Source organism: Actinomadura rugatobispora, from assembly GCF_042656285.1.
Lineage (GTDB): Bacteria > Actinomycetota > Actinomycetes > Streptosporangiales > Streptosporangiaceae > Spirillospora > Spirillospora rugatobispora.
Genome location: NZ_JBHSON010000073.1, coordinates 44,856 through 58,915, shown reverse-complemented (window position 1 = coordinate 58,915; position 14,060 = coordinate 44,856). Strand labels below are relative to the sequence as shown.

The window sequence follows — 14,060 nt, the reverse complement described above, 5'->3', positions numbered from 1 at the left end:
CGGCCGGCGGCCGGGCCCGCCGCCGCGCCGGCGCCCGCGCCGCCCGCGCCCGCCGCGCCGCCGCCCGCGCCGCCGGAGCGGCCCGTCCAGGAGCAGGCGGCTCCCGGCGGACCGGACAGCGTCGAGACGATCCTGGCCGAGCTCGACTCCCTGGTCGGCCTCCAGGAGGTCAAGGACGAGATCGGGAAGCTGGTGAAGTTCCTGCGGGTGGTCGAGCGGCGGCGCGCGGCCGGGCTGCCGGCCGGCCCGGCGATCGGCCGCCACCTGGTCCTGTCCGGCGCCCCCGGCACCGGCAAGACCACCATCGCACGCCTGTACGGGCGGCTGCTGGCGGCGCTCGGCGCCGTCCCGGACGGCCGCTTCACCGAGGTGTCCCGCGCCGACCTGGTCGGCAAGGCGCTCGGCGAGACGACGCAGAAGACCACCGCCGTCTTCCGGAAGGCGCGCGGCGGCGTCCTGTTCATCGACGAGGCCTACACCCTGTCCCGCCGCTTCGGGTCGGGCACGGACTTCGGGCAGGAGGCCATCGACGCGCTGGTCAAGCTGATGGAGGACCACCGCGACGAGGTCGTGGTCGTCTTCGCCGGGTACGCGGCGGAGATGCGGGAGTTCCTCGACGCCAACCCCGGGCTGCGGTCGCGGATCTCCCGCACGATCCAGTTCGAGGACCACGGGCCCGCCGAGCTCGCCGCGATCGTCCGCGGCCTGGCCGACCAGTACGGGTTCCGGCTCGACCCGGCCGCCGAGGAGGCCGTCCAGCGGCACTTCCAGAACGTCCGCCGCGGCGAGGGCTTCGGCAACGGCCGCGAGGCCCGCCGCATCTTCGAGGCCGCCCTCGAACAGCAGGCGCTCCGGCTGGCCGACCTGGACGACCCCTCGGCCGCCGACCTGTCGCTGCTGCTCGCCGAGGACCTCGACGGGGTCGTGGACCGCGGGCTCGGCGTCCGCTACGGCGACGCCCGCGACCCCGGCCAGCTCCAGTCGATCATGGAGCGGCTGGAGGCGATGGTCGGCCTGGCCGAGGTCAAGGAGCGCATCCACGACCTGCTCGCCGTCATCGAGGCGACCCGCCGCCGCGAGAAGGCCGGGCTGCCCGCCGACCCGATGCCCGGCCACCTGGTCTTCTCCGGACCGCCCGGCACCGGCAAGACCACCGTCGCACGCCTGTACGGGGAGCTGCTGGCGGCGCTGGGCGTGCTGGCCCGCGGCCAGGTGGTGGAGGCCGCGCGGGCCGATCTGGTGGGCCGGTACGTGGGGCACACCGCCGTCCAGACCGCGCAGGTCTTCGAACGGGCCCGCGGCGGCGTCCTGTTCATCGACGAGGCCTACACCCTGGCCCGCCCGTCGAACACCGGCCACGACTTCGGGCAGGAGGCGATCGACACGCTGGTCAAGCTGATGGAGGACCACCGCGACGAGGTGATCGTCATCGCGGCGGGCTACACCGGGGAGATGGCCGGGTTCCTCGCCGCCAACCCCGGGCTCGCCTCCCGCTTCTCGGCCACCATCACCTTCCCCGCCTACGGCCCGGACGAGCTGCTGGCGATCCTGGCGGCGCAGACCGAGACGTCCGGGTTCGTACTGGCGGAGGAGACGGCCGGGGCCGTCCGCGCCCATCTCGGCGCCGCCGCCGAGGTGTACGCGCAGGGCAACGGCCGGGAGATCCGCAAGCTCTTCGAGGCCCTGAAGACCGCGCACGCCCGCCGCATCGCCCGCCTCGAACGCGGCGGCGCGGAGGTCACGCTCGACGACCTGCGGCTCATCCTGCCCGAGGACGTCCCCTCACTCTGACGCCGGGACCAGTCCGCTCTGCAGGAGGAGGCGCATCCACGCGTCCCGGGGGCGTCCCTTCCGGTCGCGGCGCGTGACGGGGGCGCTCCCCAGCACGACCTCGACGAGCCGCGGATAGCGCTCGCCCAGCACGAACTCGTCGAAGAACGTCACGATGCCGGGCGCGAACTCCTCGATCTCGACCTCCTCCACCTCGACGTTCTTGTAGGCGAAGACGTACTCGTCGGGGTCGCAGTAGTACACGCTCCCGTCGTCGAGGTCCAGGTTCACGGGCGCGGCCTCGACCTTGTCGGGCCCGCCGAGTTCGGACCCGATGACCAGCGGACTTCCCAGCGGGCAGTGGGGATTGACATCCCTCGCCTCCCACGCCTCCGGGCTCTCGATCTCGGCCGGCCGCCGGAAGACGAAGCCGTCACCGCGCAACCGGTCGAAAAGGCTGAAGACCTCGATGACGCCCTCGGGAATCCCGGGAATGGGCTCCAGTTCTCGCGGCTCTCCGATGACGACTCCGAAACGGTGCTCGGCCTCGACCCGCCTGACCAATTCCAGCTTCGCCTCGACCTCTGCCAGCCCGCCCACGTCCACCGCTCCCTTTCGCCGTCCGCAGTCCGCCCCACAGGGCAGCACGGGTGGACCGATCCACGCATCCTCCTCGCGGACGACTTCCCGCTCACTCCTTGGAAACACCCCAGTTCATCCACAGGTACATTGCGCTGCGTAATCGATCGAACACAGAATTGGGCATCGGTTCGCGGGGCCGATGGGTCCCTTTTCCAGAGAGGACAACGCATGCGCGGCACGATCATCACCAGGCGCCGGCTCGGCACGCTCGCCCTGGCGGGCGGGGTCGGACTCGGCGCTCTCGGGCTGGCGGCTCCGGCCCAGGCCGAGAGCTGCTTCTGGACCGAGTTCGGGCAGACCGGCTCCAAGCGCTGCTACAACGTCAACGTCAAGAGCTTCACGAACCACACCTTCCCCAACGGGGAGCCGATGAGGAACGCCAGCTCGTGGCAGAACCTCAACTGGTCGTGGAACGAGGTCGTCTACAACGGGGCCAACTACACCGGCGCCTCCCAGGAGCTGGAGGACGAGTCCGTCGGCGACCTGAACGGGGACCTCAACAACAGGCTCGCCTCCTACGACGCCGCCTAGCCTGACCCACCCCGCGTGAGCGCCGGGTCCGCTCCCTCCCGTGCGGACCCGGCGCGCCCGAACCAAGGAGTCCTGTGGTGAACCGCCATCCGACGGCGGGGCTGCTCCTGGGCGCCGGCGTCCTCCTCGCGGGATGCGCCGCGCCCCAGGGCGCGGAACCCCCCGTCCGGCCCCTGAACGTCCGCGACATGAACACCTTCACGTTGCCGCTGGACGCGTACACGCCCGCCCCGGCGCAGCAGAACACGCTGCTCGCGGCCGAGAAGACCCTCGTGGCGCGCTGCCTGGAGCGCCGCGGCCTGGACGCCGACGTGCCCGACCCGCACCCCGCGGTGTCCGGCCGCAACGCCCGCCGGTACGGCATCGTCGACGAGGCCCGCGCCCGCACGCTCGGCTACAGCGTCCCCGAGATCAGCAAGCGCGCCCCGCACCCCAGGATGCCGGACGAGATCAGGCGCGCCGTCCGCGGCGACGGCGGCTGCGACGACGAGGCCGGCCGCACGCTCCGCGCGGGCGTCCCCGATCTGACCGCGCAGCGCAGGACGCTCGACCGGGCCGCGTTCGGGGCCTACGAGCTCGCCCTGCGCGACAGCCGCGTGCGCGCCGTCTTCGCCCGCTGGAGCGCCTGCATGAAGAAGTCGGGCCACCGGTACGCGACACCGCCCGACGCCGTACGCGACAAGCGCTTCCTCGACGACGCGCACCACACGCCCGGCCCCGCCGAGATCGGCACCGCCGTCGCCGACGCCCGCTGCAAAAGGGAAACCGGCGTCGTCAACGTCTGGGCCGGGGTGGAGACGGCCTACCAGGACCGGGCGATCGCGAGGAACCGCGCCGCGTTCGACGCCCTCCGCACCGCCCTCACCCGGCGCCTGGCCAACGCCGCGAACGTCCTCAACCGCTGACCGGGGGGCCGCCGAACCCGATCTCGTTCCCTTCCGGATCGCGGTAGATCGCCTTGCGCACGCCGTTGGAGTAGGTCTCGCGCTCCGCGGGCTCGATCCCCCGCGCGGCCATCGCCGCGACGCGCTCGTCGAAGTCGTCGACGAACACCGTGTGGAAGGCGCGCCCGGCCCGCTCGGGCCGCTCCTCGACGACCAGCGACCGGTGTTCGGCCAGCTCCCACAGGGCCTCGGTGTCGCTCACCACGTACGTGGGCGGCGACCCCAGCAGCCGTTCGTACCACGCCAGGGCCGCCGCGTAGTCGACGACCGCGATGCCGGCGAACAAGTCGAGTGCCATGCCGCGATCATAAGGACGCCCGAGCCGCCGCTACGCCTTCAGAGGATCCCCGCCTGCCGCTCCCGCCGCACACGCCGCGTCATGAGCGCACCCGGGATGGCGACCGCGAACAGGACCGGGACCGCGGCGGCGATCCCGAACCAGAGAAAAATGGCGAGGTAACCGTAGGCGGCGTTCGCCACATCCTTGTCCGCCTGTGCAAGGAGGACAATGCTCGCCACGAACGCGACCACCACGAGGACCGCGATGATGACCGCAAGCCAGAGGAGAATGCCGGCCCATAGCCGGTAGCCGGTGCTGACCCCCCTGGTTTGCGGTGGCGCGTAGGCATGGGGCGCAACGGGCATCTGGGCCGGGTAAGGGACTGGCTGCTGGTCAGGCATGGTGCCAGTTCTACCCGAGACACCGCCCTCACCGCCGCTGCGACCGACAGTCACTTCTTGCCGGCGTCCCACGAACCGAGGCCGAAGCTGCGCAGCAGGACGACCAGCGCGGCCCCAAGCCGCCAGTCCAGTCCCGGCGCGTGCAGATGCAGCTTGTCGCCTCTGGATCTGAACTCCAGCGGCATCTGCCCGCCCGCACGCCACCTGATGCGCCGAGGGCCGCGCGCGACACCGGCCTCATTGCCGGGGATGCTGTCGAAAATGGTGAACACGAGGATCAGCACCTGCAGGGGCAACGACGACCACCACAGGCACCACCACAAGATCCGGCCCTTGAAGCCCACCGCCTCGGGGCCGCCGGCCTGTGTCACGGTCCAGCGGGTGCGCAGGCCCCTGCCACGGAGCGCCTTCTCGCGCACGAGCGTGCCGATGAGCTCATTGTGCGCACCGAACACCTGGAACGTCGCGACACCGCCGGCGGCCGACAGGGTCACCACGGTGGCCGCCCGCTTCTGACGGTGCGCGTCGGCCCACAGGACGAAGGACCGAGCGCCGCTGCCGCGGGCCGCGAGGTATGCGGGCAGGCCGCCCGGCGGCAGCTCGCGCTCCGCGTACGCGACCACCTGGGTCGGTCCCGATTCTTCGGTGAGGTAGACCAGGGCCCTGGTCGGCGCAGCGGCGTCGCGGGCTCTTTCCCGGGAGACTCTCATGGTCAGTACATTGCTCACCCGACGTGCTCCTTCGTGCTCGGGCAATGCGGGAGGCCGGCAGGCATGGTGAACGCCCGCGGGGGGCGCCACCCGACCGCCGGAGATGTGCGGGGGGCATGCGGTATCAGGCTGACATGCACATGATCACAACTCTATACGCTCACCATCCCCCGGCCCCCGCCCGAAGCACTCGTGCGAAATCGCCGGACGCCTTCAAGGCGGCGGGCGAGAGTTCTGGTGCCTACGGGGCATCGACGGCGGGTGGGCTAGCGTGGGGCGGGTGGGACGACAGGACTGGGTGCCGCCGGAGCAGTGGTTCGCGTCGCTGCCCTCGGTGTGCGTGGCGTCGAACGTCGTGCTGACCGACCGCGACGACAACGTGCTGCTGGTCAAGCAGAACTACCGCGACCACTGGGCGATCCCCGGCGGGGTCGCCGACGAGGGCGAGGGCCCGCACGAGTGCGCGGTGCGCGAGATCGCCGAGGAGGTCGGCCTGCGCGTGACGCTCGACGCGCTCCTGGTCGTCCAGTGGATCCCCGCGAACGGCGAGCAGCTCCGCCCGTTCCTGGCGTTCGTCTGGGACGGCGGCCGCGTCGAGGACGGCGCCTCGATCCGCCTCCAGGAGGAGGAACTGGACGACGCCCGGTTCTACCCGTGGGACGAGGCCGCCAAGCTCCTCTCCCCGCTGCTGGCGCCGCGGATCCCGGCCGCGCGGGAGGCCCGCGAGCGGGGCCGCACGGTCTACCTTCCGGGCGCCGGTCGAACCTGATCGCGCGCGGGCTCGTATCTCCTCTCAGTGCCCAGCCCTTGGAGGTACGAGGTGGCCGGATCCATCGACGCGAACCTGCTGCGGCAGAACGCGCACAGCCCGTCCTTCTTCGCGCTCAACCGCGCGGACGGCGGGCACGGGACCGAACTGGTCGACTTCTGCATCCCGTGCAACCCGTACTTCCCGACGCCCGAGATGTTCGGACGGCTGCGGGACAACCTGGAGACGATCCTCAAGTACTACCCCAGCGACGCCGACACGATCACCGCCGAGCTGTGCGCCACGCTGGGCCTCAACCCGCAGACGGTGGCGATGGGCAACGGCTCCACCGAGCTCATCACCTGGATCGACCACCTGCTGGTGCGGGAGAGCCTGTGCACGCCGATCCCCACGTTCGGGCGCTGGACGGACCAGCCGCTGGAGACCGGCAAGCGGGTCGACATGTTCCCGCTGCCGGAGAGCCGGGACTTCGCCCTGGACCTGGACGCCTTCGTCGGCTTCCTGCGCGAGCGCCGGTCCCGCGTCGCGGTGATCTGCAACCCGAACAACCCCGACGGCGGCTACGTCCCGCGCCGGGACGTGCTCCGGATGCTGGACGCGCTGGTGGACCTGGACCTGGTCGTGGTGGACGAGTCGTTCATCGACTTCGTGGACGCCGAGCCGCACACCAGCGTCGCCGACGAGGCCGCGATCCGGCCCAACGTGGTCGTGCTGAAGAGCCTCGGCAAGAACTTCGGGCTGCACGGCATCCGGTTCGGGTACCTGGTGGCCAACCCGGCACTGGCGGGCCGGATCAGGAAGGCGCTGCCGAAGTGGAACCTGAACTCCTTCGCCGAGATCGTGGTGTTCCTCCTGAAGGAGCACCGCGCCGAGTACCAGGCGAGCCTGTCCCGGCTGGCGCTGGACCGCCGGTCGATGGCGCGCCAGCTGGCGTCACTGCCGGGGCTGCGGGTGTTCGCGTCCCAGGGCAACTTCATCCTGATCAAGCTGCCCGACGACAAGGACGGCGTGCGGCTGCGGGACTACCTGCTCAGCGAGCACGGCGTGTTCGTCCGGGAGTGCGGGAACAAGCTGGGCAGCACCAGCCGGTTCCTGCGCCTGGTGGTGCGTCCGCCGCAAGACGTGCACCGGCTGCTGACGGGGCTGGGGTCGTTCCTGTACGGGACGGAGAAGGCGCACCTCATCAACACCGTGATGCCTCCTGAGGCCGGCGCCTACGAGCAGCCGCCCCGGCTCCACGCCACCCCGGTCGAGGACGTCTACCGCACCCGCGCCGGGTAATCGTCAGGTTCGGCGGAGCCGCGGGCCGTAGAAGGGCCACGCAGATCCGTAGGGGTCGCCGAGCGAACTGTTGGTCATGCCGAGGCCGACCCCGGTGAGCTCCGCGACGAGGAGTTCGACGAGCGGGCCGAACTTCTGCGCCTCGCCGTAGCCCGCGTTCACGACGGGCCACCTGTCGGGGTCGGCGTCGTGGGTGTCCCAGAACAGGGTGTCGCGGCCCTCGGTGCTGCCGCAGTACAGCAGACCGCCGGGTTCGGGGTGCAGCGTGTAGCGGCGTCCCGGGGCCGCGGATGGGAGGACGTCCAGGTCGTCCCGGAGAATGTCGGCCTGGTCGGGATGCTCGGCGGCGATCCCCTGCGGGGTCTCGATGAAGATGCCGTTGAAGACGATCCAGTGGCCGTGGCCGCCGTACTCCTCGTACAGGCGCTTGTAGTCGGACGGCAGCCCGGGGACGCCCAGCCGGCGTTCGGCGGCCTCCCAGTCGAAGGTGGCCGGTGTGCCGGGGCCAACGATGGTCCGCAGCTGGGCCAGCGAGTCGCGGGCGGTCTCGCCCGCGGGCGGCGCGGTGACCGGGTGGCCGGGCGGGGTGAAGGTCCGCTCGCGCGGCACGGGCGGCAGGGAAAGGACCGGCAGGTCGAGGCGGCCGTCGAGCCACTCGTCGAGGAACTCGGTGGTGGTGAGGTTGAGCTGCTGGTGCCCGTGGCCGTTCAGCGCGACCAGCCACCGGCCGGGGTCGTCGCCGAACGGCAGCCACCAGCACGTCTCCCCTCCGGCGAACACGCCCCAGAGCAGCGCGTCCTCGTGCGGCGGCAGGTGCCCGTCGCCGTCCCCGGGGGTGAGGAGCCGGAGGACGCCCGCGAGCGTCCCCGGGCCCGTCCGGGAGAGCAGCTCGACGTAGTCCGCCGGGAAGGTCCCGCCCGGGAACCGCGGCTCACGGCTTCCCTCGGGCACGCCGCGGAGCGTCGCCGCGAGTCTCCGGCCCGCCTCCCGGAGTCCCTCCACCGTGGGATAGGCATCGTTCATGCCGTCAGACGCTAGCGCCACCGTCCGACATCGGCACCGCGGACGCCATGCCGCCCATGACGGAAGCGCCGCGGGAATCCGCCCCAAAGAACACACCGCCCGAGACCGCCATTAACGCGGGGTGTGACCATTTCGAGCGGGATGACTTTCATGGTCGTTCTGTTGCGCACCTAGCGGCGCGGCCGTCAATCGGCGCGCATGACATTTCCATGGCACCACCATGATCATCTAAAGTCTGACGGCTCGCCGAATAGCGGGGCAACGCACGCGGGTAGTCGGTTATTCGGAAAACGCTACACTCGACGCCCGCCAACAGAGGACGCCCTATGGACATCGCATCGCACGGCCCGAAGGCATTCCCGCCGCATCATCGCGGTGGAAAACCGCGTACCCGTTCCAAACGGGCGGCGCGGCTGGTGCCGCAGACCGCCTCGTGCCTGCTCGCCGCGACGATGTTAGTGACCGTCCCGGCCGAGGCGCCCGCGCAGGCCGCGGAGGCGGTCAAGCCGAAGCCCACCTCCGCCCAGCGGTTCGGCCTGGACGCCAGGACGCTGCGCAAGGTCCGCGCGTACACGACGTACCGCCGCAAGATCACCCGGCAGGAGAAAAGCGCCCGCGCCGCGCTCCGGTTCGCCCGCGAGCAGATCGGCAAGCCGTATCGCTGGGGCGCCGCCGGGCCGCGGGCCTACGACTGCTCGGGGCTGGTCATGAGGTCCTGGCGGAAGGGCGGGGTGCGGCTGCCGCGGGTTTCCTATTCGCAGTACAGCGCGGTCCGCCGGAAAGTGGGCATAAAATCGCTGCGACCGGGCGATCTGGTCTTTTTCCGCGGCCGTGCGCACGTCGGCATGTACGTGTCGAAGAATCGGTACATCCACGCGCCGAACAGCGGGTCCCGGATACGCATCGACCGGCTTTCCGGATTCCGCACAAGGCAGTTCGCGGGGGCGGTCCGGCCCGGCGCCCCGCAGCCGAAGAAGTTCCCCGCCTCGATCCCGCGACTGGCCCGCCAGCTCGAGCGGACCGAGCCCGCGGGCCGCACCGAGGCGGAGGCGCCGCCCGCCGCGCCCGCGCCGTCCAGGGCCCTGCCGGGCCACGACCTGCCGGCCATGACCCCGCCCAAGTCCGAAGACTTCGCCGTGGGCGACTTCGACCCGGGCTTCGCCCAGTCCGCCCGCACCACCGAGCCCGGCACCGACACCGACGCCGACCGAAAAGGGGACTGACCGTCATCGGTTCCCGGCGGGCCGCCCAACGAACGAAACCGGCGGCCCACCGGGAATCACGTCTGCGGTACCGGCGGGCCTGGGACGTGCACCCAGCCGTGCCGCTGCCTGCCGCGCACCCGGACGCGCACGCCCGTGTCGTAGCCCCCGGCGTCGATCCCTCCGTACCCGTGCAGCACGATCGAGCGGTAGATCTCGTCCGAGACGACCACCGCCAGCGCGCCGTCCGCCCGCGCGAGGGTGCGCTTCACGCGCGGCGCGTCGAGCAGCCGGAACGCGACGTCGAGATCCTCGCCGAAGAAGCCCTGCCCGTCGTCGTGGACCTCACCGGCGTGGATCACCATGCGCAACCGCAGGAGCCGCGCCGGGTCACCGGTCACGCCGGCGTTCCAGTCCTCCAGCAGGGAGCACAGCACGGGGGTGAAGGCGTTCAGCAGCAGCGTCTTGGGCACCTCGTCGACGGGCCTCACCAGTGCGAGGACACCGTCTCCGCGATCGGTGAGCCGATCCAGGTGCTGCTCGCGGATCCCGGCCTTCCGCAGCGCCTCATCGAGGACGAGGTACGTACGACGCCGCAGTTCCTCCTTCACGGGATTCGTGCGAAGCGTCGACTTCTCCATGTCGAGGGCGACGATCGCGCGGTGCACCGGCAAGCAGGGAGCGGGGACCGGCTCCCGGCGGGCTCCGGCCGCGCGGGCCGTCCGGGCCCGGCCGGCCGGCGGCGGAACGTCGAGGGACGTGACTTCGGCGATGGTCAAGACCGCCTCCTCAGGCGAGATGTGGTGGACGTCGTGGTGAGCTCACATCTCCAGCCTGACCCGGCTTCACTGTGCATGGCCGCAGGTGCACGGTTTACGAGCGGGATGGACAAGTTTGTACGTGGCGCCCGTGGGCGTGCACGGCGGCGCTCGGGCATCGGTGTTCACCGGTGTCGTTGAACGCTCGGATGCGCCGTTCTCAGGACTTCCGATTCGCACGTCGCAAGCATGGACGCCCCACCATTACGTCGGCTTCACAGGAACAGATGTTCGGTCATTGCGCGACCATGGAGTGATGCTGAGAAGATTCTGGTCCCGATGCACAGTTTTTGACATATTTGAACAATCGTTTCTCGTGCGAGGGGGCCGCCGATGGGGTCGATCAGGCGTAGCCTCACGCCCCCGGGGCCGATCACCGAACTGTTCGACCGCCTCAACGAACTGCACTTTCGCGCGGGCGAACCGTCCGTCCGCCAGATAGCGCGCGGGATCGGCGAGGGAACCGTCAGCGCGTCGACCGTCTACAACGCGCTCAGCGGCCCGCGCGTCCCCGCCTGGGGCTTTCTGGAGCTGATCGTGGAGCAGCTCGGCGGGAACGTCACCGAGTATCAGCCACTGTGGTACGCGGCGCGGCGCGCCGAGCAGGCGGTGCAGAACCGACCCCCCCGCGCCGGGCCGGCCGTTCCCATCGCCATCGCTCCTCACGCGTCCGCGCCCCTTCAGGCGTCCGCTCCCGCTCCGTCGTCCTTGACCGACCAGGTACGCGCTCCGGGGCCCGTACCCGCCCCGGCCGCCCCCGGCCGGCCCGGTGCACCGCCCGCCCCGCCGTCCCCGACCGGAGGGAGCCGCGCGCTCTGGGGCCCGGTGGTGCCTCCCCGCAATGGGCACTTCACGGCGCGCCGCGCGGAGCTGGCGACGTTGCGCGACCGGTGGCGGCAGCACGGTGACGCTCCGCACGGCCCGCTCGCACAGGTGCTCTACGGCCCCGGCGGCATAGGCAAGACGGAGATCGCGCTGGAGTACGCGCACCGCTACCGCGACTACTACGACGTGGTCTGGTGGATCCGCGCCGAGCAGGAGGACCTCATCAGGGACGCCCTGATCGAACTGGGCCGCCACCTGGAACTCCACGACCTGCGCGGCAGCGACAGCGACCACCTCATCCAGTCGACCCTCGGCGCGCTGCGCACGGGCGTCCCCTACCGGAGATCACTACTGATCTTCGACAACGCCATCCGGCCGGAGATCATCTCCCGCTACCTCCCCGAGGGCGGGTCCCATGTGCTGATCACGACGCAGTACCTGGGCTGGCGGGGCACGCTGCCCGCGGAGACCCTCAACGTCCTGGAGTTCGACCTGGCGGAGGCCGTCGAGTTCCTCCGGCACCGTGTGCCGCTCCTCGCCATGACGGAGAAGGAGGACCGGCGGATCACGGCCACGGCCGATGAGGAGAGACGGCGGACCGAGGCGGTCGAACTGGCCTCCGCGCTCGACGGGCTGCCGCTGGCGGTCGAGCACGCGGCCGCCTACCTGAACGAGACGGAGGTGACCGTCGGCACCTACCTGGAGCGATTCCGACGGGTCTCCGAAGAGTTCTTCATTCCGGACGCCGAATACCCGCACGCCGTCGCCGTGTGCTGCGTCCTCTCCCAGAACGCGCTGGCACGCCAGGCCCTGGCGCTGCTGCGGACGCTGGCGATGATCTCACCGGAGCCCGTCTCCGGTGATCTTCTGGTGCAGCCCGACCTGCTGGACGAGCTGCCGGAGGATCTGCGCGCGGTGCTCTCGAGCACCCTGCGGCTCAGGAACGCCGTGCGGGAGCTCGCGCGCTTCTCGTTGGTGCGTTTCGACGGCGTCCGCAACGAGACGCAGATCCACCGGATCGTGAAAGCGATCGTGCAGGGCGGGCTGGGCCTGGAGGGGCCCCGCGCGGAGGAGCGGCACCGGCATGCCGTGCACGTGCTGCTCGCGGGCACCGATCCCGAGGGCCCGGAACGGGAGGAGAACGACGCCGTCTACGAGATGTCGCGCCCCCACCTGATCCCCTCGGGTGCGCTCACCAGCGACTACGCGCCGGTGCGCGCACTCGTGATCAACCAGGTGCGTCGGCTCCATCTCCGCGCCCGTTACAGCGAGGCCGCGGGCCTGGCCGCGTTCGCGCTGCAGAGCTGGCGGCGCAAGCTCGGCCCCGAGCACCTGCAGACGCTCGCACTGGCGACCGAACTCGGAGTCGCGCTCCAGCGGCTCGGGCATGGCGAAGAGGCGCTCCAGCTCAACACCGAGACGATGACCCTGCTGCGCGGTGAGTACGGCGTGGAGAACGATGTGTTCCTCGCCTGCGCCCGCAGTTACAGCACCGGCCTGCGCGCGTTCGGTCAGTACCGCGAGGCGCTGGAATGGGACGAACAGTGGTTGCCGCTGTACGTCCAAGTGTTCGGCTGGGATCACTTCCAGACGTTGGACGTCCTCAGCGACATCGCCATCAACCTGCGCTGCCTGGGGCGCTACGAGGAGGCGCTCAAGAACGACCGGCGAACGCACGACGAAAGGGTGCGCACGATCGGGGAGACTCATCTGCGCACGCTGGACTCGCAGTTCGCCCTCGCCCGCGATCTGCGGCGGCTGGGCCGGTACGAGGACTCCCTGGACGAGCTGATCCAGATCAACAGGACCGTGGAGCAGCGGGGTGAGCCTCTACGCCTCCCGGCCCTGATGTACTCGATGGACCTCGGCGTCGCGCTGCGCCGCACCGGTGACCGCAAGGAGGCGCTGAACCACCTGGAGGCCGTCCTCAACCGCCACCTCGCTCTGGTGGGGGCGCAGCACCGGCACTCTCTCGGCGTCGCGACCAATCTCGTCAACGACCGTCGGCTGGCCAAGGACCTGGCGGGCGCGCTGAGCCTGGGTGAGAGAACCGTGCGGGTCTGGACGGACGTGGTGGGCGGCGACCATCCCAACACGCTCGCGGCCGTGGCGAACCTGGCCGTCGTACTGCGGCTTCAGGGGAGGCCCGAGGAGGCGCGGGAGGCGAGCGCCCGGGCTCGGGCGAAGCTGTGCGAGATCTTCGGTGAGGAGCATCCGCACTGCCTCACGGTCAGCGCCAATCTGGCGAGTGATCTCGCGGCCTGCGGGGCGGTGGGCGAGGCCGTGGAACTCGGCGAGCGGACGCTCGGCCTCGGGCGCGGGGTGCGCGGGGAGGACCATCCGTTCACGCTGGCCACGGCGGCGAATCTGGCGCTCGACCACCGGGCCGCGGGCGAGGGGGAGCTTGCGTCGGAGCTGCACCGGCGGACTCTCGCGCAGTACCGGGAGAAGCTGGGGCCCCACCATCCGGAGACGCGTGAGGTCGCGCAGCATCTGCGGATCGATCTCGACGTCGAGCCTGACTACGTCTGACGGGCCTGGTCCGTCCGCCGGGCGCTGCTGGATCGTCTCGGACGGCGACGGGCCACCGCGATCCGATTCGCGGTGGCTCGTTTCCCTTCTCGGGGGTAAAGCTCCTGGTGGGGAGGGGGTCATCGGGGGTGGAAGCGGGGGGCGGAGAGGCCGGCGGGCACTGCCTTGCGGAGCGGGCGGTTCTGCCCGATGCCTTCGCGCGGGGCGGGCACCAGTTCGTCGTGGCCGTCCCAGGGGTCACGGCAGCACCATGCAACCCTGGGGTGACCGTTTTAATCCCTCATGTCTCTATTGCCCCTTTTATTCATTCGTGTTCGGATATTCAGGTCAGT

13 protein-coding genes are annotated in these 14,060 nt (G+C 71.0%); 7 read left to right on the top strand and 6 right to left on the bottom strand.

Going from position 1 to position 14,060, the window contains the following annotated elements:
- Window positions 1–1,791: AAA family ATPase (locus ACFPZN_RS39195; protein ID WP_378287621.1), on the top strand; the 1,791-nt coding region annotated here is incomplete at its 5' end.
- On the opposite strand, the gene ACFPZN_RS39190 is transcribed toward ACFPZN_RS39195, so the two are convergent.
- On the bottom strand, window positions 1,783–2,370 hold the full coding sequence (locus tag ACFPZN_RS39190; protein ID WP_378287619.1) for a hypothetical protein: 588 nt from the start codon (window positions 2,368–2,370) through the stop codon (window positions 1,783–1,785). The genes ACFPZN_RS39195 and ACFPZN_RS39190 overlap by 9 nt on opposite strands.
- A 210-nt stretch (window positions 2,371–2,580) precedes the next feature.
- Between ACFPZN_RS39190 and ACFPZN_RS39185 the strand changes: the two genes are divergently transcribed.
- Window positions 2,581–2,943, top strand: coding sequence for a hypothetical protein (locus tag ACFPZN_RS39185; protein ID WP_378287617.1), 363 nt, complete (start codon window positions 2,581–2,583; stop codon window positions 2,941–2,943).
- A 77-nt stretch (window positions 2,944–3,020) separates the two neighbouring features.
- Window positions 3,021–3,848, top strand: coding sequence for a hypothetical protein (locus ACFPZN_RS39180; RefSeq protein ID WP_378287615.1), 828 nt, complete (start codon window positions 3,021–3,023; stop codon window positions 3,846–3,848).
- Here ACFPZN_RS39180 and ACFPZN_RS39175 read toward each other — a convergent pair.
- From ACFPZN_RS39175 to ACFPZN_RS39165, 3 genes are read right to left on the bottom strand one after another with little or no spacing between them, the layout of a single operon-like run.
- On the bottom strand, window positions 3,838–4,185 hold the full coding sequence (locus tag ACFPZN_RS39175; RefSeq protein WP_378287613.1) for a VOC family protein: 348 nt from the start codon (window positions 4,183–4,185) through the stop codon (window positions 3,838–3,840). The genes ACFPZN_RS39180 and ACFPZN_RS39175 overlap by 11 nt on opposite strands.
- 38 nt (window positions 4,186–4,223) lie before the next feature.
- Window positions 4,224–4,568 carry a hypothetical protein gene (locus ACFPZN_RS39170; protein WP_378287611.1) on the bottom strand — a complete coding sequence of 115 codons (345 nt, stop codon included), beginning with the start codon at window positions 4,566–4,568 and terminating at the stop codon, window positions 4,224–4,226.
- A gap of 50 nt (window positions 4,569–4,618) precedes the next feature.
- Window positions 4,619–5,296 (bottom strand): hypothetical protein, encoded by a 678-nt coding sequence (locus tag ACFPZN_RS39165; RefSeq protein WP_378287609.1) that lies wholly within the window; start codon window positions 5,294–5,296, stop codon window positions 4,619–4,621.
- Window positions 5,297–5,558: 262 nt separating this feature from the next.
- Here ACFPZN_RS39165 and ACFPZN_RS39160 point away from each other — a divergent pair, with 262 nt between their 5' ends.
- Both ACFPZN_RS39160 and ACFPZN_RS39155 read left to right on the top strand, forming a co-directional pair.
- Entirely contained in the window at window positions 5,559–6,047 is a 489-nt protein-coding gene (locus tag ACFPZN_RS39160; RefSeq protein ID WP_378287608.1) for an NUDIX domain-containing protein, read from the top strand.
- 51 nt (window positions 6,048–6,098) lie between these two features.
- Window positions 6,099–7,328: a pyridoxal phosphate-dependent aminotransferase gene (locus tag ACFPZN_RS39155; protein WP_378287606.1), complete on the top strand. Its 1,230-nt coding sequence runs from the start codon at window positions 6,099–6,101 to the stop codon at window positions 7,326–7,328.
- A gap of 3 nt (window positions 7,329–7,331) precedes the next feature.
- On the opposite strand, the gene ACFPZN_RS39150 is transcribed toward ACFPZN_RS39155, so the two are convergent.
- Window positions 7,332–8,351: an SMI1/KNR4 family protein gene (locus ACFPZN_RS39150; RefSeq protein WP_378287604.1), complete on the bottom strand. Its 1,020-nt coding sequence runs from the start codon at window positions 8,349–8,351 to the stop codon at window positions 7,332–7,334.
- Between the two features lie 326 nt (window positions 8,352–8,677).
- On the opposite strand from ACFPZN_RS39150, the gene ACFPZN_RS39145 reads away from it, so the two are divergent.
- Window positions 8,678–9,574 (top strand): C40 family peptidase, encoded by an 897-nt coding sequence (locus ACFPZN_RS39145; protein WP_378287603.1) that lies wholly within the window; start codon window positions 8,678–8,680, stop codon window positions 9,572–9,574.
- A 56-nt stretch (window positions 9,575–9,630) separates the two neighbouring features.
- On the opposite strand, the gene ACFPZN_RS39140 is transcribed toward ACFPZN_RS39145, so the two are convergent.
- On the bottom strand, window positions 9,631–10,332 hold the full coding sequence (locus tag ACFPZN_RS39140) for a hypothetical protein (protein ID WP_378287601.1): 702 nt from the start codon (window positions 10,330–10,332) through the stop codon (window positions 9,631–9,633).
- A gap of 372 nt (window positions 10,333–10,704) precedes the next feature.
- Between ACFPZN_RS39140 and fxsT the strand changes: the two genes are divergently transcribed.
- Window positions 10,705–13,728: an FxSxx-COOH system tetratricopeptide repeat protein gene (fxsT, locus tag ACFPZN_RS39135; RefSeq protein WP_378287600.1), complete on the top strand. Its 3,024-nt coding sequence runs from the start codon at window positions 10,705–10,707 to the stop codon at window positions 13,726–13,728.
- Window positions 13,729–14,060: the final 332 nt, after the last annotated feature.

What these genes read in the sequence shown, in the direction of transcription:
- ACFPZN_RS39185 (WP_378287617.1), top strand. Translation starts at nt 2,581, where the DNA reads ATGCGCGGCACGATCATCACCAGGCGCCGGCTCGGCACGCTCGCCCTG.
- ACFPZN_RS39175 (WP_378287613.1), bottom strand. Translation starts at nt 4,185, where the DNA reads ATGGCACTCGACTTGTTCGCCGGCATCGCGGTCGTCGACTACGCGGCG.
- ACFPZN_RS39170 (WP_378287611.1), bottom strand. Translation starts at nt 4,568, where the DNA reads ATGCCTGACCAGCAGCCAGTCCCTTACCCGGCCCAGATGCCCGTTGCG.
- ACFPZN_RS39150 (WP_378287604.1), bottom strand. Translation starts at nt 8,351, where the DNA reads ATGAACGATGCCTATCCCACGGTGGAGGGACTCCGGGAGGCGGGCCGG.
- ACFPZN_RS39145 (WP_378287603.1), top strand. Translation starts at nt 8,678, where the DNA reads ATGGACATCGCATCGCACGGCCCGAAGGCATTCCCGCCGCATCATCGC.
- fxsT (WP_378287600.1), top strand. Translation starts at nt 10,705, where the DNA reads ATGGGGTCGATCAGGCGTAGCCTCACGCCCCCGGGGCCGATCACCGAA.